Source organism: Inquilinus sp. (assembly GCF_039594555.1).
Taxonomy (GTDB): domain Bacteria; phylum Pseudomonadota; class Alphaproteobacteria; order DSM-16000; family Inquilinaceae; genus Inquilinus.
Genome location: NZ_JBCNNF010000076.1, coordinates 1 through 20,699, shown reverse-complemented (window position 1 = coordinate 20,699; position 20,699 = coordinate 1). Strand labels below are relative to the sequence as shown.

At 69.7% G+C, this 20,699-nt stretch carries 19 protein-coding genes; 6 read left to right on the top strand and 13 right to left on the bottom strand.

Features of this window, described 5'->3' with window-relative positions:
• On the bottom strand, positions 1-2,085 hold a 2,085-nt coding region (locus tag ABDW35_RS10935), incomplete at its 3' end, for a PAS domain-containing protein (RefSeq protein WP_343713898.1).
• A gap of 57 nt (positions 2,086-2,142) precedes the next feature.
• Here ABDW35_RS10935 and ABDW35_RS10930 point away from each other — a divergent pair.
• Entirely contained in the window at positions 2,143-2,619 is a 477-nt protein-coding gene (locus tag ABDW35_RS10930) for a GNAT family N-acetyltransferase (RefSeq protein ID WP_343713897.1), read from the top strand.
• A 1-nt stretch (position 2,620) separates the two neighbouring features.
• Here the strand turns inward: ABDW35_RS10930 and ABDW35_RS10925 are convergent, their stop codons facing one another.
• The 4 genes from ABDW35_RS10925 to ABDW35_RS10910 form a co-directional block, all read right to left on the bottom strand.
• A complete protein-coding gene (locus tag ABDW35_RS10925) occupies positions 2,621-3,433 on the bottom strand; it encodes an anti-sigma factor (protein ID WP_343713896.1) in 813 nt (270 codons plus the stop codon).
• Positions 3,430-3,978 carry a sigma-70 family RNA polymerase sigma factor gene (locus tag ABDW35_RS10920; RefSeq protein WP_343713895.1) on the bottom strand — a complete coding sequence of 183 codons (549 nt, stop codon included), beginning with the start codon at positions 3,976-3,978 and terminating at the stop codon, positions 3,430-3,432. Before ABDW35_RS10920 ends, ABDW35_RS10925 begins: the two co-directional genes overlap by 4 nt.
• 104 nt (positions 3,979-4,082) lie before the next feature.
• Positions 4,083-4,415 (bottom strand): cupredoxin family copper-binding protein, encoded by a 333-nt coding sequence (locus ABDW35_RS10915; protein ID WP_343713894.1) that lies wholly within the window; start codon positions 4,413-4,415, stop codon positions 4,083-4,085.
• Positions 4,416-4,589: 174 nt separating this feature from the next.
• Entirely contained in the window at positions 4,590-5,537 is a 948-nt protein-coding gene (locus ABDW35_RS10910; RefSeq protein WP_343713893.1) for a metallophosphoesterase, read from the bottom strand.
• Positions 5,538-5,663: 126 nt separating this feature from the next.
• On the opposite strand from ABDW35_RS10910, the gene ABDW35_RS10905 reads away from it, so the two are divergent.
• The 3 genes from ABDW35_RS10905 to ABDW35_RS10895 all read left to right on the top strand — a co-directional run bounded on the left by ABDW35_RS10905 (position 5,664) and on the right by ABDW35_RS10895 (position 10,887).
• A complete protein-coding gene (locus ABDW35_RS10905) occupies positions 5,664-6,119 on the top strand; it encodes a VOC family protein (protein ID WP_343713892.1) in 456 nt (151 codons plus the stop codon).
• A 58-nt stretch (positions 6,120-6,177) separates the two neighbouring features.
• Complete coding sequence (locus ABDW35_RS10900; RefSeq protein WP_343713891.1) at positions 6,178-6,675, top strand: GNAT family N-acetyltransferase; 498 nt, start codon at positions 6,178-6,180, stop codon at positions 6,673-6,675.
• A gap of 489 nt (positions 6,676-7,164) precedes the next feature.
• Complete coding sequence (locus tag ABDW35_RS10895; RefSeq protein ID WP_343713890.1) at positions 7,165-10,887, top strand: vitamin B12-dependent ribonucleotide reductase; 3,723 nt, start codon at positions 7,165-7,167, stop codon at positions 10,885-10,887.
• Between the two features lie 77 nt (positions 10,888-10,964).
• Here ABDW35_RS10895 and ABDW35_RS10890 read toward each other — a convergent pair whose 3' ends face one another.
• From ABDW35_RS10890 to groES, 8 genes are all read right to left on the bottom strand, one after another.
• Positions 10,965-11,684 (bottom strand): class I SAM-dependent methyltransferase, encoded by a 720-nt coding sequence (locus ABDW35_RS10890; protein WP_343713889.1) that lies wholly within the window; start codon positions 11,682-11,684, stop codon positions 10,965-10,967.
• A gap of 75 nt (positions 11,685-11,759) precedes the next feature.
• Entirely contained in the window at positions 11,760-12,590 is an 831-nt protein-coding gene (locus tag ABDW35_RS10885) for a phosphotransferase (RefSeq protein ID WP_343713888.1), read from the bottom strand.
• 90 nt (positions 12,591-12,680) lie between these two features.
• Positions 12,681-14,855 (bottom strand): amylo-alpha-1,6-glucosidase, encoded by a 2,175-nt coding sequence (locus tag ABDW35_RS10880; protein WP_343713887.1) that lies wholly within the window; start codon positions 14,853-14,855, stop codon positions 12,681-12,683.
• A complete protein-coding gene (locus tag ABDW35_RS10875) occupies positions 14,852-15,916 on the bottom strand; it encodes a glycosyltransferase family 4 protein (RefSeq protein ID WP_343713886.1) in 1,065 nt (354 codons plus the stop codon). Before ABDW35_RS10875 ends, ABDW35_RS10880 begins: the two co-directional genes overlap by 4 nt.
• Before the next feature lie 93 nt (positions 15,917-16,009).
• Positions 16,010-16,318 carry a hypothetical protein gene (locus ABDW35_RS10870; RefSeq protein ID WP_343713885.1) on the bottom strand — a complete coding sequence of 103 codons (309 nt, stop codon included), beginning with the start codon at positions 16,316-16,318 and terminating at the stop codon, positions 16,010-16,012.
• Between the two features lie 43 nt (positions 16,319-16,361).
• The gene (locus tag ABDW35_RS10865; RefSeq protein ID WP_343713884.1) at positions 16,362-17,474 is read right to left on the bottom strand and encodes a Do family serine endopeptidase; all 1,113 of its coding nucleotides are present in this window, start codon (positions 17,472-17,474) and stop codon (positions 16,362-16,364) included.
• 80 nt (positions 17,475-17,554) lie between these two features.
• The gene (gene groL / locus ABDW35_RS10860) at positions 17,555-19,177 is read right to left on the bottom strand and encodes a chaperonin GroEL (RefSeq protein ID WP_343713883.1); all 1,623 of its coding nucleotides are present in this window, start codon (positions 19,175-19,177) and stop codon (positions 17,555-17,557) included.
• 38 nt (positions 19,178-19,215) lie between these two features.
• The gene (gene groES, locus ABDW35_RS10855) at positions 19,216-19,527 is read right to left on the bottom strand and encodes a co-chaperone GroES (protein ID WP_343713882.1); all 312 of its coding nucleotides are present in this window, start codon (positions 19,525-19,527) and stop codon (positions 19,216-19,218) included.
• Between the two features lie 338 nt (positions 19,528-19,865).
• Here groES and ABDW35_RS10850 point away from each other — a divergent pair, with 338 nt between their 5' ends.
• Both ABDW35_RS10850 and ABDW35_RS10845 read left to right on the top strand, forming a co-directional pair.
• Entirely contained in the window at positions 19,866-20,324 is a 459-nt protein-coding gene (locus ABDW35_RS10850) for a VOC family protein (RefSeq protein WP_343713881.1), read from the top strand.
• A 159-nt stretch (positions 20,325-20,483) separates the two neighbouring features.
• Positions 20,484-20,699 (top strand): hypothetical protein (locus tag ABDW35_RS10845; RefSeq protein WP_343713880.1); only part of this gene is annotated, 216 nt, incomplete at its 3' end.

Genomic DNA, 20,699 nt, shown 5'->3' with positions numbered 1-20,699 from the left:
CTTCCACTGTCGCGAGTAGAAGACCCGGCCGGTGTCGATGTCCCAGTCCCAAATGCCGTCGCCGGCCCCGTCGAGCGCGAATTGCCACCGCGCCTCGCTGCGGCGCAGGGCGGCCTCGGCCGCCTTCACTTCGGTGAGGTCGCGCGAGGTGCCGATCAGGCCGATGATGGCGCCGAGCTCGTCCCGCAGCGGCACCTTGGCGGAGGAGTAGGTCCGGGCGGCCCCGGCGACCACGGCGGTCTCCTCGGTGGTGAAGGCCGTGCCGGTCTCGAACACGCGGCGGTCGTTCTCGATCAGCGCCCGGGCGGTCTCCGGCGGGAAGATCTCGGCGTCCGACCGGCCGATGATGTCGATCCCGGCCCGGGCCATGACCGTCTCCACCGCCGGGTTGACCAGCAGGTAGCGGCCATCGAGGTCCTTGACGTAGATCAGGTCGGGCGTCCCGTTCATCACCGCCTGGAGCAGCGTCAAGGTGTCGCGCAGCCTCTTGCTGCGCTCGACATCCTCGGTGATGTCCCAGCAGGCGCCCAGGCCGCGCAGCAGGGTGCCGTCGGGTGCGTAGGTCAGCCGGATCGATGCGCGGATGTGGCGGGTCGTGCCCGAGGCCTGGTGCAGGACCCGGTAGTCGACCCGGTACTGCGGGACGTGATCGCGTTCCGCGGCCTCGTGGATATCGGTGACCCGCACCACATCCTCCGGCGGCAGCAGCCGGCGGAAGCCGTCGGGCGTGCGGTCGAAGCCGTCCCGCGTCGTCCCGTGCAGCTCGTAGGTCCGGTCGTCCCAGAGGCGCTCGCCGGTCAGGAAATCCACCTCGAAGATGCCGACCCCGCCGGCGTCGAGCGCGACCTCCAGCCGCTCGTTCAGGGCGGATTGCCGGGCCTCCGCCTGCTTGTGGTCGGTGATGTCCCAGTTGGTGCCGACCGCACGCAGCGGCGTGCCGTCGGCGCCCCGGATCACCCGGGCCAGCGAGCGGACATGCCGGATCCCGCCGGAGGCGCGATGCAGGATGCGGTAGTCGGCCTGGTAGACCGACGTTTCCCGCAGCGCCACGTCGTATTGCCGCATCGCATGCGCGACGTCGTCGGGGTGGATCAGCCGCAGCCATCCGTCCAGCGTGCCGTCGAAGCCGCCCGGGCGCAGGCCATAGAGATCGTGCATCCGGTCGTCCCAGCGGTAGCGGCCGGTGGCGAAGTCCAGCTCGTAGATGCCGACCCCGCCGGCCTCGATCGCCACCTGCAGCCGCTCGGTCACCCCAGCCAGCTGCGCCTCGATCTCCTTCTCGCGGGTGATGTCGACGATGGTGCCGATCATCCGCTGGACGCTGCCGTCGGCCGCGATCTCGACCGCCCGGCCGCGACTCAAGAGCCAGATCCACGCCCCGCTCTCGTGATGGCGGAGGCGGTAGACCGAGTCGAACTCCGCATCCTGCCGGGTCCGCACCCGTTCGGTCGCCTCGGCCACCCGGTCGCGGTCGTCCGGGTGCATCTTCTCCAGCCACCGACTGATGTGGTGGACCCGCTCCTCCTCCGGCAGGCCCAGCAGCACCTTCCATTGCGGCGACACCCAGACCATGCCGGTCGGGACGTGGAAGTCCCAGACCACCTGTCGGGACCCGCGCAGGGCATGGTCCCAGCGTTCCTCGGACGCGCCGAGCGCCGCCTCCGCCTGCTTCTGCGGTCCGATATCGACGATCTGCAGCAGGTAATGGCCCGGCGGGGCACCGGCTGTGTCGCGCAGGGCGGAGGCGGTGACCATGCCCCAGAACACCTCGCCGGACTTGCGGACGTAGCGCCGCTCGGCCCGAGGGGTCTCGACATCGCCGCGCCGCAGCGCCTCGAGGCCGGCCTGCACCGCCGCGCAGTCGTCGGGATGGACGATATCGTCGACGGTGCGGTCGATGCACTCCTCGGCGCTGTAGCCGAACATGGCGCAGAAGGCGGCGTTGACATAGAGGCAACGCCCGTCCGCCCCCGCGATCGCCATGCTGACCGCCGCCTGGTCGATGATCCGGCGCAGCAGATCGACGCTGCCGGGAAGGACGGGCGGCCCCGGGGGCGCTGGGCTCCGCCCTGGACTATCGTTCATGTGACATCAATGCTCGGCCGGGGCACTCGCAAAAGGCACGCTTCACGATAAGCCGATATGATGAATGACGGAATTCCGGAGCGGATGATGGATGTGACGATGCGGCCGGCCCGGGCCGGCGACCTGCCCGCGATCCTGCGGCTGCTGGCGGACGACCCGCTGGGCAAGAACCGCGAGGCGGCGGTCGAGGCGCCCTACCAGGCCGCCTTCGCCGCGATCGCTGCCGACCCGAACCACGAGATGGTGGTGGCCGAGCTGAACGGGCAGATCGTCGGCTGCTTCCAGCTCAGCTTCATTCCCGGCCTGTCGCGCCGCGGCGCCTGGCGGGCGCAGATCGAATCCGTGCGCATCGATTCGGCGCTGCGCGGCCGGGGCGCCGGCCGGGCGATGATGGAATGGGCCATTGCCCGGGCCCGGGCGCGGGGCTGCGCCCTGGTGCAGCTGACCACCGACAAGCGCCGGCCCGACGCCCACCGCTTCTATGCCCGGCTCGGCTTCGTCGCCAGCCACGAGGGCATGAAGCTGGAGCTGTAGGTCAGGGCTGCACCGGCTGCGGCGCCCCCTGCGCCGCCGCGCCCTGCTGATAGGCGGCCTGGAAGGCCTGCAGCTCCGACAGGTCGATGTCCCCCACCGCCCAGAACTCCAGCCCCGACCACACCCAGTGCAGCAGGCGGTACCCCTCCTCCGTCTCCGCCGTCGGGGCGCTGTCCGCGGCGCCGGGATTCGGCCAGACGAACAGGTTGACCACATGCCCGCGGCCATGCCGGTAGACCAGCGCGGCCACCACCCGGCGGTCGAGATAGTCGAGCCGCCCGCCCGCCAGCGGGAAGCCCTGTGCCGCGAGTTCGACCACCGGCGGGGCCGCGTCGATCTTGCCGACGAACCAGGGCTTGACCGTGTGCCGGTCGGACGAGACCACGTCGACCAGATGCTCGGCCAGCAGCGACCGCACATGGCTGTCGACCAGCTGTCGGGCCAGGTCGTCGTTACCGCCGCGCGGCAGGACCAGCAGCAGCATCAGCGCCATGGCCAGCGCCGCCGCCCCGGCCCCGCCCAGCCGCCAGTCGCCCAGCAGGCGCCGCCACCACGGCATGGTCGCGGGCAGTGGCGACGGCACCGGCTCGGCCGCCGGCTGCAGCGACTCAATGATCCGCTGGCGCAGCGCGTCGGGGGCGCGGTCGCGCATCTCCGGCCGGCGCAGCGCCGCGCGGATCGCCTGCTGCTGGCGGTACTCCGCGGCGCAGGCCGGGCATTCCTTCAGATGCGCCTCGAAGGCCAGGGCGCCGACGACATCGAGTTCGCCATCGAGCATGCCGTGCAGCAGGACCGATTTATCGGGGCAGCTCATCGCGCCTCCTCCGCCTGGCGCTCAAGCCAGGCGCGCTTGATCAGCAGCCGGGCCCGGGCCAGCCGCGACATCACCGTTCCGATCGGCACCTCCGTCACCTCGGCGATCTGCTGATAGGACAGGTCGCTCATCTCCCGCAGCACCAGCACCTCGCGAAACGGCTCCGGCAGCGCTTCGACCAGCGTGCGCACGCCCGTGGCCTCGTCGATCCGGATCAGCATCGCCTCGGGATCCTCCGGCGCGTGGCCCCAGGGGTCGGTGGTGATCTCCGACACCTCCTCCGGGTCCGGCATCGGCTCACCCTGCTGCGCCCGCCGCGCCCGCAGCCAAGCGTAGAAGCAGTTGCGCAGGATCGCCAGCAGCCAGGGCCGCGGATCGCCGCCGGAGAAGCCGTCGAAATAGCGCAGGGCCCGGGCGAAGGCCTCCTGCACCAGGTCGTCGGCATCGCTCGGGCTGCGGGTGAGATAGCGGGCCAGCGTGTAGGCGTCATCCAGGCAGGGCAGGACGGTGTCCTGGAACCGCTTCGCCGCATCCGTCCCGCGCATGGGTCTTCCCCCCAGGAGGCGGGCCGCATCGCGCGGCCCGTCCTGGATTTCAGCATCCTCCCGCCCGACCTTGACGTCGAGCGCCCTGACGAGACAAAGGCGGGTCACGGCGTCACGGTGATCCGGCCGGTCATATGCGGATGCAGGCTGCAGAAGTACTGGATGGTGCCGGGCTTCGTCAGGGTGGTGGTGAAGCTGTCACCGGTGTCCAGGGCCTTGGACCGGAAGCTCTTATCCGTCGCCACGACCGTGTGCGGGATGTCGTCGCCATTGGTCCAGGTGACGGTGGTTCCGGCCGGGACGGTGATCTCGGCCGGGCTGAAGGTGAAGTTGTCGATCTTGATGGTGACCGGCTCCGCGGCCCGGGCACCGCCCAGGCCGAGCAGCAGGGCGAAGGCAACCCCGGCGACTGTGCGCCGGGGAAACAGGAAGCTCATTCTCGATCTCCGGATGTCGGGAAGGTCGGCTCAGAGACCGTTTGGAAATGCGCTGGCGTGAGCCGGCTGGCGGTGGTTTCGAGAACCGGAGCGCAGCGGGCGTTGGCCCGTGAGCACCGGAAGCGGAGAAGCCGCCGTCAGAGGGCCACGCCAGTAGCGTTTCCAGACGGTCTCTCAGGACGCGAGCGGCGTATCGGTCAGCGCGAGCTGCTTGCTGCCATGCCTGACTTCGATGCTGGTGGTCCCGAGCACCTTGCGCAGCTGGTCGTCCGGCACCTTCATCGGGCCGGCCGAGGGCGCGGTGCCCGGCGCCGGCTGGGGGAAGGCGGTCGACCTGGCGGTGTGGAAGACGACGTTGCCCTCGACCTTCTGGATGATCTGGTGGATGTGGCCGTTCAGGACGGTGACCGAGCCGAAGCGCTTGAGATAGGACAGGGCCTTGGCGCCGTCCTCCGTCCCCCAGCCCCATTCCTGGTAAACGAGCCAGAGCGGGATATGGGCGAAGACCACGATCGGTGTGCTGGCGGACTTGCCGCGCAGATCATCCTCAAGCCATTCGAGCTGCTCGTCCCCGAGATTGCCGAGGCCGCCGGCCTTGAGGTTGACGACGTTGACCAGCCCGATGAAGTGCACGCCGTTGGAGTCGAAGCTGTACCAGCCGGCGCCCTTGCTGCCGCGGCCGTAGCGGTCGAGATAGGCCTTGCCCTGCTCGTCATCGAGCAGGTCGTGCTCGCCGGGGACGTAGTGCACCTGCAGGCCGGCGCCGCCGATCACCTGGTCGGCGTCGTCGAACTCCTTCGGCTTCGACAGGTGGCTGATGTCACCCGTGTGGATCAGGAATTCGGGCTTCTTCTGCAGGGTGCCGATGCGCGTCACCGCCTCCTGCAGGGTGCCCAGCGCGTTCGGATTCGCCGGCTTGTCGAAGCCGACATGGCTGTCGCTGAGCTGCAGGAAGGTGAAGCCGGACGGCTCCGCCGCCATCGCCTCGCCGACCAGGCCCAGCGACCGCGGCACGCCGCCGCTCAGCCCCCACAGCACGCCGGTGCCGGCCCAGACCATGCACTTCAGGGCGCCGCGGCGGTCCATGCCGTCCGGCCGATCTCCCTTGTCGCCACCCATCATGACGGAATCTCCTGTGCGGACGGGATCGTCCGGTGGTGGAGATCACGGGCCGGCCGGGTTTATTCCCGGGAAAACATCATCCTCGTTTCGGTTAGGCTGTGGCCCCGAACACCATCGGTCGTCGCCATGCCGTCCCCACCGCTCGTGCCGGAGCTCTATGTCTCGGAGATCGGCCGCAGCCTGTGCTTCTACACCGCGATCCTCGGCTTCGCCGTGCTGTATGAGCGGCCGGAGGAGCGCTTCGCCTATCTGGTGCGCGAGGGCGCGGCCCTGATGCTGGAGCAGCCGGCCGATCCCGCGCGCACCTGGCTGGCCGGGCCGCTGGAACCGCCTTATGGCCGCGGCATCAACCTGCAGATCGCGGCCGCGGATCTCGGCCCGCTCCATGATGCGGTGCTGGCGGCGGGTGCGCCGCTGCTGCTGCCGCTGGAGGAGCGCTGGTACCGCCGCGACTCGCTGCTCCTCGGCCAGCGCCAGCTCGTGGTGCAGGACCCGGACGGCTATCTGCTGCGCTTCTGCCAGGATCTCGGCTCGCGGCCGGTCCCGGACGGAGGCCGCTCGGCCTTGGCGCTCCTGCCTTGACGCCTCGGGGCCCTGCCCGCATGGTCGCGCCACCTTCGGTCAGACGTGGCGGGGCCCGTTGGACGATTCCAGCCCAAGCGAGAGCGGACCGGCCGGGCTGACGCTGCGGCCGGCCACGGATGCCGATGCCGGGACCCTCGCGGCGATCCATCGCCGGGCCCGCGAGTCGGCGGCGATCCCGAACCTGCACAGCCGCACCTCGGTCCGCCGCTTCCTGCTGCGCACGATCCGGCTGTCGCAGGTGATGATCGCCTGCCGCGACGGCGTGCCCGTGGGCTATGCCGCGCTCCACAATGGCTGGCTGGACCAGCTCTACATCCACCCCGACCACCACCGCCTCGGCATCGGCACCGCGCTCTTGGCCTGGGCCCGGCGCGACAGCCCCGGCCTGCGCCTCTACTGCTTCGCCCACAACCTCCGCGCCCGCGCCTTCTACGGCGCCCATGGCGGCCGGATCCTTAGCGAGGGCGACGGCTCCGACAACGAGGAAGGCCTGCCCGACCTGCTCATCGGCTTTCCCGAAGCCTGGGCGGACGGTCCGTCGGCGGGCTCATAACCCGCCATTCTCCGCCGATTTCTCAGCTGCAGCCTGCAACTCCGTGATTCCCATGCCGAATCCGCATGCGGAACGATCCGGACTCTGCGATTCCACGCTTGCGCGGGCCACGAAACTGACACAATATCTGGGGCCTCGTTACGGACAACCACCCACGGATAGGGCCAGCCACTAAAATCGAAACTGTGGCGATTCTCTCGCGGGCGGGACCGGGCCGGGTCCGGAAAGCCGCAGGCTTCTGCGGCTCACGGAAAATAACCACTGGTTCTTCACTGGGTATTCACTGAGCTATCCACTGGGTTATCCACAGAGAGAGCAAATTTCTGAATTACAATACTTGTTTTTGACTTAGGATGACGGTTCCTTGACTGATCTATGGCGGCTTGCTGACGCGAGTCGCCGGTGGAGTTCGGCGCGGGGATTGCGGTCCCCGATTGGGCATCAGACGGGGGTCGCGGCAGCGCGACGGACGAAGGAGGATCGGGGGCCATGCGGATCGAACGGCGTTTCACGGCCGAGGGGCACGACGCCTATGAAGGGATCGAGTTCCGGTCGGCGACCAGCGAGATCCGCAATCCGGACGGCTCGGTCGTGTTCCGCCAGACCGACATCGAGGTGCCGGCGGAGTGGAGCCAGGTCGCGTCCGACATCCTGGCCCAGAAGTATTTCCGCAAGGCCGGCGTCCCGGCCCGGCTGAAGCGCGTCCGCGAGAAGGGCGTGCCCGAGTTCCTGTGGCGCAGCGTCCCCGACGAGAAGGCCCTGGCCGAGCTGCCGGAAGCCGAGCGCATGGGCGGCGAGCGCACGGCGAGCCAGGTGTTCGACCGGCTGGCCGGGACCTGGGCCTATTGGGGCTGGAAGGGCGGGCTGTTCGATTCGGCTGCCGACGCCCGCGCCTATTTCGACGAGATGCGCTTCATGCTGGCGCAGCAGATGGCCGCGCCGAACAGCCCGCAATGGTTCAACACCGGCCTGCATTGGGCCTACGGCATCGACGGCCCGGCCCAGGGCCACTGGTATGTCGACGAGAAGACCGGCGAGCCGCGCCTGTCCGACAGCGCCTATGAGCGCCCGCAGCCGCATGCCTGCTTCATCCAGTCGGTCGCCGACGACCTGGTGAACGAGGGCGGCATCATGGACCTGTGGGTCCGCGAGGCCCGCCTGTTCAAATACGGCTCCGGCACCGGCTCGAACTTCTCCAAGCTGCGCGGCGAGGGCGAGCGCCTGTCGGGCGGCGGCCGCTCCTCCGGTTTGATGAGCTTCCTGAAGATCGGCGACCGCGCCGCCGGGGCGATCAAGTCGGGCGGCACCACCCGCCGCGCCGCCAAGATGGTGACGGTCGACATCGACCACCCGGACATCGAGACCTATATCGACTGGAAGGTGGTCGAGGAGCAGAAGGTCGCGGCCCTGGTCGCCGGCTCCAAGCTCGCCCGCAAGCACCTGAACGAGGTGATGGAGGCGTGCCATTCCGTCTCCGACGCCGAGACCGGCGATCGCTTCGACCCGAAGCAGAACAAGGCGCTGAAGCGCGCCATCCTCGGCGCCCGCAAGGCGATGCTGCCGGAGAACTACGTCCAGCGCGTCATCCACTTCGCGCGCCAGGGCTACACCGGCATCGAGTTCCGGGTCTACGACACCGACTGGGATTCGGACGCCTACCTCACCGTCTCGGGCCAGAACTCGAACAACTCGGTCCGCCTAACCAACACCTTCCTCGAGGCGGTGCAGCAGGACGGCGAGTGGCGGCTGATCCGCCGCATCGACGGCAAGGTCGCCAAGACGCTGAAGGCCCGCGACCTGTGGGAGAAGATCGGCCACGCCGCCTGGGCCTCGGCCGATCCGGGGCTGCAGTTCGACACCACCATCAATGAGTGGCACACCTGCCCGGAGTCGGGGCGGATCAACGCCTCGAACCCGTGCTCGGAATACATGTTCCTGGACGACACGGCCTGCAACCTGGCGTCCCTGAACCTGATGACCTTCCGCCGCGCCGACGGCTCCTTCGACGTGCCGGCCTTCGAGCATGCCTGCCGGCTGTGGACCATCACCCTCGAGATCGCGGTGATGATGGCGCAGTTCCCGAGCCGCGAGATCGCCCGCCTGTCCTACGAGTTCCGCACCCTCGGCCTGGGCTACGCCAATATCGGCGGCCTGCTGATGGCGTCGGGCCTGTCCTATGACAGCGTCGAGGGCCGCGAGCTGTGCGGCGCCATCACCGCGCTGATGACCGGCGTCGCCTACGCCACCTCGGCCGAGATGGCCAAGGCCGTGGGTCCCTTCCCCGGCTACGCCAAGAACTCGGCCGCCATGCTGCGCGTCATCCGCAACCATCGCCGCGCCGCCTATGGCGAGAGCGACGGCTACGAGGGCCTGTCGATCAATCCGGTGCCGCTGGAGGCCGATGCCTGCCCGGACCAGGAGCTGGTCGCCGCCGCCCGCCGCGCCTGGGACCGCGCCCTCGGCCTCGGCGAGAGTTTCGGCTACCGCAACGCCCAGGCGACCGTGATCGCGCCGACCGGCACGATCGGCCTGGTGATGGATTGCGACACCACCGGCATCGAGCCTGACTTCGCCCTGGTGAAGTTCAAGAAGCTGGCCGGCGGCGGCTACTTCAAGATCATCAACCGGGTGGTGCCGGAGGCGCTGCGCGTCCTCGGCTATAGCGACGAGCAGATCGACGCCATCATCCGCTACGCCGTCGGCCACGGCACGCTGGAGCATTCGCCGACGATCGGCTGGGCGGCGCTGAAGGCCAAGGGCTTCACCCAGGCGGCGATCGACGCGGTCGAGCTGGGCCTGAAGTCGGCCTTCGACATCAAGTTCGTGTTCAACCGCTACACCCTCGGCGACGAGTTCCTGACCGGGACGCTGAAGGTGCCGGCAGCGGCGCTGGACGACGTGACCTTCGACCTGCTGGCCTTCCTCGGCTTCTCCAAGGCCGAGATCGAGGCCGCGAACACCTTCTGCTGCGGCGCCATGACGCTCGAGGGCGCGCCGGAGCTGAAGGACGAGCACCTGCCGGTGTTCGACTGCGCCAATCCCTGCGGCCGCATCGGCAAGCGCTTCCTGTCGGTCGAGAGCCACATCCGGATGATGGCGGCGGCGCAGCCCTTCATCTCGGGCGCGATCTCCAAGACCATCAACATGCCGAACGCGGCGACGGTCGAGGACTGCAAGGACGCCTATCTGCTGTCCTGGCAGCTCTGCCTCAAGGCCAACGCCCTCTACCGCGACGGCTCGAAGCTGAGCCAGCCGCTCAACGCTTCGCTCCTCGACGACGACGCCGAGGATGAGGAGGAGAGCGTGGTCGAGCGCATCATCGACGCGCCGGCCGGGGCCCGCGCGCCGATGGTGGCGGAGCGGATCGTCGAGCGGGTGATCGAGCGGATCGTCGACAAGACCGGCATCCGCGGGAAGCTGCCGCACCGCCGCAAGGGCTACACCCAGAAGGCGATCGTCGGCGGCCACAAGGTCTATCTGCGCACCGGCGAATACGATGACGGGCGGCTGGGCGAGATCTTCATCGACATGCACAAGGAAGGCGCCGCCTTCCGCAGCCTGATGAACAACTTCGCCATCGCGGTCTCGATCGGCCTGCAATACGGCGTGCCGCTGGACGAGTTCGTCGAGGCCTTCACCTTCACCCGGTTCGAGCCCTCGGGCCCGGTGCAGGGCAACGACGCCATCAAGATGGCGACCTCGATCATCGACTACATCTTCCGCGAGCTCGCCGTCTCCTATCTCGGCCGCAACGACCTGGCGCATGCGACGCCGGACGATCTGACGCCGGACACGGTCGGCAAGGGCGTGGCCAAGGACGACGGCAAGGCCCCGGCCGTGGCCGAGGCGGCGACGCCGATCCGCAAGGTCGCCTCGACCGGCTTCGTCCGCGGCAACTTCCGGGTGTTCGAGGGCGGCAACGTCCGCGACGTCGCGGTGGCCCGGGTGGCGGAGATGCAGGAGCTGGTCAGCGGCGTGGCGACGGCGATGCACACCGAGGGCGCGACGGCCCTGGCGCCAGCGCCCGAGCCGGTGGCGTTGCGCAGCGCAGCCCTGAACGGCACGGCGGATGTCCGCCTGGCCAAGATCCGCGAGGCGCGGGCCAAGGGCTATGAGGGCGACCCCTGCCCCGAATGCCAGAACATGACCCTGGTGCGGAACGGCACCTGCCTGAAATGCGACACCTGCGGCGGGACGACCGGCTGCAGCTAAGAGGCCCGGAGGGGCGATAGGAAGCGAGAAAAAGACGACGAGGCCCGCCCTGGCGGGCCTCGTTGCGTTTGCGGCCGTCACCCCGGCTTCCGCCACTCCATGACGTAGCAATACGGCGCCCGCCGGTACCGCTCGGCCGCGGCCGGGTCGGCGTCGGCCGTGGCTTCGGGCTCGGCGAAGAAGCTGAGAACCAGCCCCTGCTCCAGCAGCGCCGTCATGTAGCGGCTGAGCGGCCGGTGCCAGTTGTGGATGCGGATGCCGCGCCAGCTGGTCCAGTACATCCGCTCCTCCAGATAGCGGTCGACCGGGAAGTGCAGCGGCCGGCCGGATTCGTCGCGGACCCAATGCGCCTGCTCGCCGGCGGCGGTGCTGAAGCTGGACAGGTTGGCGATCAGCAGCGTGCCGCCCGGGCGCAGCACCCGCGCCATCTCCGCCGCCGCGGCGTCGAGATCAGGGATGTCGATCAGCGTCAGGTAGCTGACCACCAGGTCGAAGGCGCCGGAGTCGAAGGGCAGTTGCTCGGCCCGGCCCTCGCGATAGTCGCCCTCAGGGTCCAGCTCGCGCGCCCGTTGCAGCAGCGCCGCGGTCGGGTCGAGGCCGATCGGCCGGATGCCGTGGCCGCGCAGCACGCGGCAGAACCGGCCTTCGCCGCAGCCGACATCCAGCGCCGTGGCGAAGCCGCGCCCCGCGACCCGGCCGGCCATCACCGGGTCGAGCACGAAGCGCCGCGTGAAGTCGCCATGGTCGCCCATATCGGCGATCCAGGCGCCCGCCGAATCATCCCAGCCATTGTCCATGCCGAAGCCCCTCCTCCGATGCGCGCCGCACTCTACCGGCGAGCGGCAGCCGCGTCAGGCGGGAACCCGGATCCCCTACGGACCGGCCAGCCGCCGCATCACGATGTCGAGCGCCGGCCATGGCGGCCCCTGGCGTATGGTCCTGAGGAGCTCAAGGCCGACCTGTCGCCCGTCCGGGTATTGGTCGCCTGCATCCCACCGCCATGCCGCGACCATCGCGAGAACCAGGGCCCGGCACTCGCCGAGCAATTCCTGATCGGCGTCCGGATAGTGCCCGGCGACCTCTTCGGGCACATGGGCAAGGTCGAATTCGACCGGCCCGCGGCAACACGTCTCGAGGTCGATGAACAGCGGCCCGTCCGTCGTGCCGAGCACGTTGCCCGGGTGCGGCTCGCCATGCAGCAACTGCTCCGCGGCGCCGCGATTGGCGATCGTTCGTCTCAGGCTGCTCAGCGTGCTGCCGAGAAGCTCACGGTCCGCGTCGGCGAGCGCCGGAGTCCGGTCGCGGTCCGCCACCAGTTGCTGAGCCTCCGCGACCCGATCCATGAAGTGCGGCGCGGCGACATCGAGCTTGCGCATGCCGGCATGCAGTTGCTCGAGTGCCTTGGCGTAGTCGGCCGGCGCGACCCCGTGAGCCGCAACAGGCGCGTGGTAGGTCCACAGCGTCACCACGAAACCGTCCCGCTCATGGGCGCGCGGCGCCACGCGAGGATCGAGCGCAGCCACCGGGCTCCCGGTCTCGGCGAGCCGTTGGGCAAGCTCGATCTCGAACTGCGCCACCTGCTCCGCCAGAGGCGCCACCCGGGCGAGGACGTCACAAGGCAGCAGGCGCAGGGCAAGCTTGTTCGAATTCTGCAGAACGACCGCGTCGTCGGCCGTCAGGCCAAGCGCCGAGGCGATCGACATGGCCGCGGCCACCGCGCGCGAAACTTCAGCTGCCTGCACGGGAAGGCTCAGTCTGCCGAATCACGTGAGGGTCGCCCGGCGCGGCCGGCCTCACATCCGGATGATGATGTCGATCTCCGGCGGCCGGAAGCCCTGCGGCGACACCACCACCCGGTCGCCGATGCGCTGGAAGCCCAGCGTCACCCGGTGCGGGCCGACCGGCAGCGCCTCGACCGACAGGCTTTCGATGCCGATCGGCAGGCGCGGGCGGTCGACGGTGATGCGGTTGCGGCGCCCGTCGACCCGGAGCCCGAGGCAGGCCTGCAGCATCATGAACACCGCGCCCGAGGCCCAGGCCTGCGGCAGGCACGCGACCGGATAGGCGATCGGCCCCTCGCCGCGCACCCGCGGGAAGCCGCAGAACAGCTCCGGAAGCCGCATGTCGAAATGCACCGCGGTCTCGAACAGGCCGCTGAGCAGCCGGACCACGCCGTCGCGCTCGCCGTAGCGGGCCAGGCCGGCGGCGCAGAGCGCCCCGTCATGCGGCCAGACCGAGCCGTTGTGATAGGACATCGGGTTGAAGTTGGCCTCGCCCCGCGCCAGGGTGCGGATGCCCCAGCCCGAGTTGAACGGCGTGTCCAGCAGCTGGCGGCCGACGCTGGCCGCACGGTCCGGCGCCGGCAGGCCGCAATACAGCAGGTGCCCGGCATTGGAGGCGCGGACGCGGCAAGGCTCGCCATGGCCGTCCAGCGCCAGGGCGTAGAAGCCCTGGTCCTCCATCCAGAACCGCTCCTCGACCGCGGCGCGCAACGCCTCGGCCCGCACCCGCCAGCGCGTCGCCTCGTCGTCCAGCCCGCGCTGCGCTGCGAAGTCGCCCATGGTGCGCAGGGCGGCAAAGGCATAGCCCTGCACCTCGACCAGCGCGATCGGCCCGTCCGGGAAGCGGCCATCGGCGTGGAAGACGGAATCGTGGCTGTCCTTCCAGCCCTGGTTCGCCAGCCCCTTCTCCGAGTTGCGGGCGTAGTCGAGGAAGCCGCCGCTGTTGGCGTCGGCCCGTCTCTCGACCCAGCCGATGGCGCGCAGCAGCGCCGGCCAAAGCTCGTCGATCAGCGCCATGTCGCCGGTGCGGCTGGCATAGGCGCCGGCCAGCATGATGAAGAGCGGCGTGGTGTCGACGCCGCCGTAATACTCGGCGAAGGGCAGTTCGCCCAGCGCCACCATCTCGCCCCGCCGCGCCTCATGCATGATCTTGCCGGGCTGGGCATCCTTGAAGGTGGACTCCTCCCGCGCCTGGCGGGACGCCAGGAAGCGCAGCACCCCCTGGGCCGGCGCCGGGCTCAGCCACAGCGTCTGCAGCGCGGTGATGATCGCGTCGCGGCCGAAGGTGGTGGAGAACCAGGGGATGCCGGCATAGGGGTACGGCCCGGTCGGCAGCTCGGTGACCAGCACCGACAGGTCGGCGCGCGACTTGTCGATCCAATCGTTGAACAGCCGGCCGGAGCTGCGCAGCACCGTGCCATGGCGCGACAGCGTCCGCATCCGCTGGCGCGCGCGGGCGCAGGCGGCGCGGAAGCGGTCCCGGCCCGGCGCCTCCTCCGCCGCCTCCGCCCCGACCTCGACATACAGGTCGACCGCACCGTGGCCCGGCAGCCGGAACAGGAACTCGGCCGTGCCGCCATCGAGGCGTTCCGGCGTCTCCGAGAAGCGGATCACCGCCCGGCGGCCGACCTTGTCGAGTCCGGTGTAGCCCAACGCCACCGCATCGGTGCCGATCTCGGGTCCGGACAGCCGGCCGCGACGCAGCCTTGTGGCGCCGCGCACCTCGAACATGTCGCGGAAATCGGCGGCGAACTGGATCGCGAGCGGGACCTGGACCTCGCCCTGGCCGAAATTCTCGACCCGGATCTGCTGGTACAGCCGATCGTCCCACAGCAGCATCGCGCGCTGCAGGTGGATCGCGCCGTCCGGCATCCCCTCGTCGCCCAGCGGCGACGGCGTGCGGTTGGTGGCGTGGCTGGTGAAGACGGCGTTGTCCTGGCTCAGCCCCGCCCCAAGCAGCGACGGCAGCCGGCCGCCGAGCAGAATGACGGAGCGGGACAGGATGCGGGTGTCGTTGTGGAACAGCCCGTCATCCTCGCCGGCGATGTTGCCGAGCGCATCGGCCACCAGGAAGGTATCGCCGTGCTTCAGCGAATACATGCGCAGCGGCACGCGCCGGGCCGAGAGGTCAGGCGGCGGTGCCGGATCCGGAACGGGATCTTCCGGCACCAGCTCGGGCCGGCTCATTCCGCCGCCATCAGCGTCGGGGTCACACCGCCGTCGCCCGCCAGGCGGCCATACAGCTCGAGATAGCGCTCGGCCATCACCCGGCTGGAGAAGCGCCGCTCGAAGCTGCGGCGGATGTCGCCACGGTCCAGCTCCGGCAGACGCCCGACCGCCTCCACCGCCTCGTCCATCGACCGGACGATGAAGCCGGACACCCCGTAATCGATCACCTCCGGCACCGAGCCGCAGTTCCAGGCGATCACAGGCGTGCCGCAGGCCATGGCCTCGATCATCACCAGGCCGAAGGGCTCGGGCCAGTCGATCGGAAACAGCAGGCCGGCGGCGTTGCCCAGGAACGCCGCCTTGTCGGCGTCGCCGATCTCGCCGATGAATTCGACCAGCGGGTCGGCCAGCAGCGGCTCGATCGCCTCCTTGAAATAGATCTGGTCGGCGACATCGACCTTCGCCGCGATGCGCAGCCGGCGGCCGGCCCGGCGCGCGATCTCGATCGCCCGGTCCGGCCGCTTCTCCGGCGAGATCCGGCCGAGGAAGGCCAGGTAGTCGCCGCGCGGCGCGGGCGGCGGCAGGAACAGGTCCTCCGCCAGGCCGTGATGCACGGTCGCCACCCAATTGGCGTCCGGCAGCGGCGCCCGCTGCGAATCCGAGATCGAGACCAGCGGATAGTCCGGCCAGCGCCGGTACACCTCCGGCAGGTCCTTCAGGTCCAGCCGGCCGTGCAGGGTGGTGATGGTGCGGGGCGCCATCTCCTCGAACAGCGGGAAGTGAAGCAGATCGACATGGAAATGGATGATGTCGAACTCGTCGGCCCGCCGCCGGACCTCGTGCAGCATCGACAGATGCGCGGCGTAGTCGGATTTCAGCGGGCTGGGGTCCAGCCGGAAGGCCTGGTCGCGCACCGGCGCCAGCCGGGCCCTGGTCTGCGCGTCGGCGCTGGAGAACAGGGTGACGTCATGGCCGAGATCGACCAGCGCGTCGGAGAGATGGGCGACGATTCGTTCGGTGCCCCCATAGAGCTTGGGCGGCACGGCTTCGTAGAGGGGGGCGATCTGGGCGATCTTCATCGTCGGGCCTGAACATGAATGGGCGATGAAATGGCGGGCTGCGCGATGCGGCCCGCCTTGGCCGTGCCGGGAGGCGATGGGGAAGCGTGGCGGCTACAGCCGCGCTTCGCCTCCCATCCCGCCCCGGGCGGCCGCGGCCAGCTGTCCCGCCGCAGGCGTCGGGCGCCGGGGGATCGCGGTCCTTGCGACCCGCGTCGGGCGGGCGATGCGCTCGGGCGGATAGGCCTCGCGCAGCACGTCGGAGACGAAGGTGTTGGCGAAGTCCGAGGAGGCTTCCGGGTGAGCCAGGCGGAACACCTCCAAGGCCTTGTCGCACGCGGTCCATTCATCGGCCCCCGCCTTGCGGCTGGCGCGATAGGCGGCGAGAACGCGTGCGCTGATCGAAGACGCGGAACCGGTCATTCTGATCCTTCCCATTTTCAGGCCCCGAACCGGGACATGCCGATCACGAGCGTCCGCTGGGCGCCACCTCGACCGCGAGGGTCTGGGTCCCGCCGTCCCGCTCGATCGTGAGTTCCACGCGACTGCCAACCGGTAAGAGGCCTATCTTGTTCCGAAGTTCGGACGAATTTCGCACCGAGGCGCCGTCGACCGCGACGACCAGGTCATTGGCCCTGATCCCGGCGCGTGCCGCCGGCGACCGCTGGTCGACCGCGACAACCACCGCGCCGCCGGTGCGGTCGAGGTGCAGCGACTGCGACAATTCGGGCGTCAGATCCCGGATCGAGACGCCGATCCGGCCGCGCTGGACCGAGCCGTTGCGGATGATCTGGTCCATCACCGCGCGCGCCATGTTGATCGGCACGGCGAAGCCGATGCCGACGCTGCTGCCGGTGGAGGACAGGATCGCCGTGTTGATACCGATCAGCCGGCCGTTCAGGTCGACCAGCGCGCCGCCGGAATTGCCGGGGTTGATCGAGGCATCGGTCTGGATGAAGTCCTGATAGCCGCCCTGCCGGCCGATGCCGCTGCGGCCCAGGGCGCTGACGATGCCCGAGGTCACTGTCTGGCCCAGGCCGAACGGATTGCCGATGGCGAGGACGAAGTCGCCGACCTGCAGCCGGTCGCTGTCGCCGAGCGGCATCTCCGTCAGCGAAGGGCTGCCCGGGATCCGCAGCACGGCGATGTCGGTCGCCGGGTCGCGCCCGACCAGGCGGGCCTGGAAGCGCCGGTTGTCCTTGGTGGTGACCTCGATCGCGTCGGCGTCGTCCACCACATGGTTGTTGGTCAGGATATAGCCCTGCCGGGCGTCGACGATCACCCCCGACCCGGCGGACTGGACCTCGCGCTCCACCACCTCCGGCATGTCGAAGAAGCGGCGGAAGAATGGGTCCTGGAACAGCGGGTTCCGCTCTCGCACATGGCCGCGGACGGCGATGTTCACAACCGCCGGCGTCGCCTGCTGCAGGACCGGGGCGACCGAGTTGAACTGCGGGCCGGCGAAGGGCGGCAGCGTGCCCGCGGCGGGGGCGGTCGCGCCGGACAGGACCAGCGTCAGCGCGACCAGCCCACAGCCGACGGCCGCCCGGACCCGGCCGGGAACGGCATCGAACACCATCGCGATACCTCCGAAGCGATATCCAATGATGAGGGCTGACGAGGGCGGGAAGGCTTGCGCCCTCCCGCCGACCGGTCTTCTCAGTAATCCATGCCCGCGCCGGGCGCCGGGGTCTCCGGCTTCTTCGGCAGCTCGGCCACCATCGCCTCGGTGGTGATCAGCAGGCCCGCGACCGACGCCGCGTCCTGCAGCGCGGTGCGCACCACCTTGGCCGGATCGATGATGCCCTTGGCGTACATGTCGCCGTACTCGCCGGCCTGAGCGTCGAAGCCGAAGGCGTGCTCGCCCGACTCCAGCACCTTGCCGACGATCAGCGACCCGTCCTCGCCGGCGTTGAGCGCGATCTGCCGCGCCGGCGCCTGCAGCGCGCGGCGGACGATGTCGATGCCGGTGCGCTGGTCGTCATTGTCCCAGGTCAGGGTGTCCAGCGCCTTGGCCGCGCGCAGCAGGGCGACGCCGCCACCGGGCAGGATGCCCTCCTCCACCGCCGCCTTGGTGGCGTGCATCGCGTCGTCGACGCGGTCCTTGCGCTCCTTCACCTCGACCTCGGTGGCGCCGCCGACGCGGATCACCGCGACGCCGCCCGCCAGCTTGGCCAGGCGCTCCTGCAGCTTCTCGCGGTCGTAGTCCGAGGTGGTCTCCTCGATCTGCGCCCGGATCTGGTTGCAGCGGCCCTCGATCTGGTCCTTGGCCCCGGCGCCGTCGATGATGGTGGTGTTCTCCTTCTCGATCACCACCCGCTTGGCGCGGCCCAGCATGTCGAGCGTGACGTTCTCCAGCTTGATGCCGAGATCCTCGGAGATCACCTGGCCGGCGGTGAGGACCGCGATGTCCTCGAGCATCGCCTTGCGCCGGTCGCCGAAGCCCGGAGCCTTGACCGCCGCGACCTTCAGACCGCCGCGCAGCCGGTTGACCACGAGCGTGGCCAGGGCCTCGCCCTCGACATCCTCGGAGATGACGAGCAGCGGCCGGCCGCTCTGCACCACCGCCTCCAGCACCGGCACCAGCGCCTGCAGCGAGGACAGCTTCTTCTCGTGGATCAGGACATAGGCGTCCTCGAGCTCGACCCGCATCTTTTCCGGGTTGGTGACGAAATAGGGCGAGACGTAGCCGCGGTCGAACTGCATGCCCTCGACGACTTCGAGCTCGGTGTCGAGGCTCTTGGCCTCCTCGACCGTGATCACGCCCTCATTGCCGACCTTCTGCATCGCCTCGGCCAGGAACCGGCCGATCTCGGCGTCGCCATTGGCGGAGATGGTGCCGACCTGGGCGATCTCGTCGTTGCGGGTGATCTTGCGCGCCTTGGTCCGCAGATCGGCGACGACGGCCTCGACCGCCTTGTCGATGCCGCGCTTCAGGTCCATCGGGTTCAGCCCGGCGGCGACGGCCTTGGCGCCTTCCTTGACGATCGCCGAGGCCAGGATGGTCGCGGTGGTGGTGCCGTCGCCGGCCAGGTCGTTGGTCTTCGACGCGACCTCGCGCACCATCTGCGCGCCCATGTTCTCGAACTTGTCGGAAAGCTCGATCTCCTTGGCGACGGTCACGCCGTCCTTGGTGATGCGCGGCGCGCCGAACGACTTGTCGATCACGACGTTGCGGCCCTTGGGCCCGAGCGTGACCTTGACCGCGTCAGCCAGGATCTCGACCCCGCGCAGCATCCGCTCCCGCGCATCGGCGGCGAACTTCACATCCTTGGCAGCCATGCTCATTCCTCCTCGACAAACACGACCACGCGGGCGCCTCAGGCAGCCTGGCGCAGGGCGGCGCCGTCCAGCACGCCCATGATGTCGCTTTCCTTCATGATCAGGATCTCATCCCCGTCGATCTTGACCTCGGTGCCCGACCACTTGCCGAACAGCACGCGGTCGCCGACTTTCACATCGAGCGGCACGAGGTTGCCGCGCTCATCCCGCGCGCCGGGGCCGACGGCGATCACCTCGCCCTGCTGCGGCTTCTCCTTGGCGGTGTCGGGGATGATGATGCCGCCCCGGGTCTTCTCCTCCTGGTCGAGGCGCCGGACGGCCACGCGATCGTGCAGCGGACGGAACGTCATTGCGGACTCCTGTCTTGCCAAAAGCGTCATAGAATCTCGGGCGGCGCCGCTGAGAATGCAGCCGGCCCCGGCCCGACGGATGCCGACATAGGAAGGCCGAAAATCGGCTTCAAGAACCTTCCTGAAAAATTTTGGCACTCTCCACCCGAGAGTGCCAAGCGACTGTAATGATGAGGGAATTCGACGGACTCGGCACCGCCGACGGATCGGCGTAGGATCGGCGGGACCGGCTCGAAAATAATTCCGCGACGCTGTCGGATCGCGGCGCCGCGCATCGTCCTTGGATCGGCGCCGGCATCCGCCGCGCCGGTCCGGGACCACAGCAGAGGAACGCCGTCATGCAGTCCGCTACCCAGGCGATCAAGCCGTATCTGTTCTTCGACGGGCGCTGCGACGAGGCGCTCGAATTCTACACCCGCACCCTCGGCGCCAAGGTCGAGCAGCTGTTCCGCTTCAAGGACGCGCCGCCGCAGCCGGAGGCGCCGCCCCAGGAGGGCTGCAGCCCGATGACCGCCGACATGGCCGAGAAGGTGATGCATGCCTGCTTCACCATCGGCGGCGCGGCGGTGATGGCGTCCGACGGCATGTGCCAGGGCAAGCCGGAGTTCAAGGGCATCTCCCTGGCCTATGAGGCGCCGAACGACGCCGCGGCGGAGAAGGCCTTCGCCGCCCTGTCGGAGGGCGGCCAGGTGCAGATGCCGATGGGGCCGACCTTCTTCGCCTCGCGCTTCGGCATGGTCGCCGACCGCTTCGGCGTGTCCTGGATGGTCACCTCCCCGGCCCCCGCCCAGGCCTGACGGGAGGACGGGCGGCAGCGTTGCGGCCATCGGTCGTTGACGCCCGCGCCGGACCGGTCTAGTCCGGGCCGCGGCTGGGACATGCGCCAGCCCGCGGCCCGGTTGCCTTCATGCGGCTCCGGGCCAGTTCTTTCCCGACCAGAACCGCTTGGAGTGCCCATGAGCCAGGAATCGAACGGCGATCCCGGCCTGCTGCTGTTCACCTCCCTCTGCATCGGCCTGCGCGACTGGGCGCAGACCGGCTCGGGCCCCGGCCCGCGGCAGCGCCTGAACTGGAAGCACGCCACCGACCTGCTGCGCCAGGGCCTGGACGCCGAGGCCGAGGCCGAGATGCGCCGCGCCGACCCGCTGACGCCGGCCGAGGAGGACGAAGCC

What these genes read in the sequence shown, in the direction of transcription:
- ABDW35_RS10930 (WP_343713897.1), top strand. Translation starts at nt 2,143, where the DNA reads ATGATGAATGACGGAATTCCGGAGCGGATGATGGATGTGACGATGCGG.
- ABDW35_RS10925 (WP_343713896.1), bottom strand. Translation starts at nt 3,433, where the DNA reads ATGAGCTGCCCCGATAAATCGGTCCTGCTGCACGGCATGCTCGATGGC.
- ABDW35_RS10920 (WP_343713895.1), bottom strand. Translation starts at nt 3,978, where the DNA reads ATGCGCGGGACGGATGCGGCGAAGCGGTTCCAGGACACCGTCCTGCCC.
- ABDW35_RS10915 (WP_343713894.1), bottom strand. Translation starts at nt 4,415, where the DNA reads ATGAGCTTCCTGTTTCCCCGGCGCACAGTCGCCGGGGTTGCCTTCGCC.
- ABDW35_RS10910 (WP_343713893.1), bottom strand. Translation starts at nt 5,537, where the DNA reads ATGATGGGTGGCGACAAGGGAGATCGGCCGGACGGCATGGACCGCCGC.
- ABDW35_RS10905 (WP_343713892.1), top strand. Translation starts at nt 5,664, where the DNA reads ATGCCGTCCCCACCGCTCGTGCCGGAGCTCTATGTCTCGGAGATCGGC.
- ABDW35_RS10895 (WP_343713890.1), top strand. Translation starts at nt 7,165, where the DNA reads ATGCGGATCGAACGGCGTTTCACGGCCGAGGGGCACGACGCCTATGAA.
- ABDW35_RS10890 (WP_343713889.1), bottom strand. Translation starts at nt 11,684, where the DNA reads ATGGACAATGGCTGGGATGATTCGGCGGGCGCCTGGATCGCCGATATG.
- ABDW35_RS10885 (WP_343713888.1), bottom strand. Translation starts at nt 12,590, where the DNA reads ATGTCGATCGCCTCGGCGCTTGGCCTGACGGCCGACGACGCGGTCGTT.
- ABDW35_RS10880 (WP_343713887.1), bottom strand. Translation starts at nt 14,855, where the DNA reads ATGAGCCGGCCCGAGCTGGTGCCGGAAGATCCCGTTCCGGATCCGGCA.
- ABDW35_RS10875 (WP_343713886.1), bottom strand. Translation starts at nt 15,916, where the DNA reads ATGAAGATCGCCCAGATCGCCCCCCTCTACGAAGCCGTGCCGCCCAAG.
- ABDW35_RS10870 (WP_343713885.1), bottom strand. Translation starts at nt 16,318, where the DNA reads ATGACCGGTTCCGCGTCTTCGATCAGCGCACGCGTTCTCGCCGCCTAT.
- ABDW35_RS10865 (WP_343713884.1), bottom strand. Translation starts at nt 17,474, where the DNA reads ATGGTGTTCGATGCCGTTCCCGGCCGGGTCCGGGCGGCCGTCGGCTGT.
- groL (WP_343713883.1), bottom strand. Translation starts at nt 19,177, where the DNA reads ATGGCTGCCAAGGATGTGAAGTTCGCCGCCGATGCGCGGGAGCGGATG.
- groES (WP_343713882.1), bottom strand. Translation starts at nt 19,527, where the DNA reads ATGACGTTCCGTCCGCTGCACGATCGCGTGGCCGTCCGGCGCCTCGAC.
- ABDW35_RS10850 (WP_343713881.1), top strand. Translation starts at nt 19,866, where the DNA reads ATGCAGTCCGCTACCCAGGCGATCAAGCCGTATCTGTTCTTCGACGGG.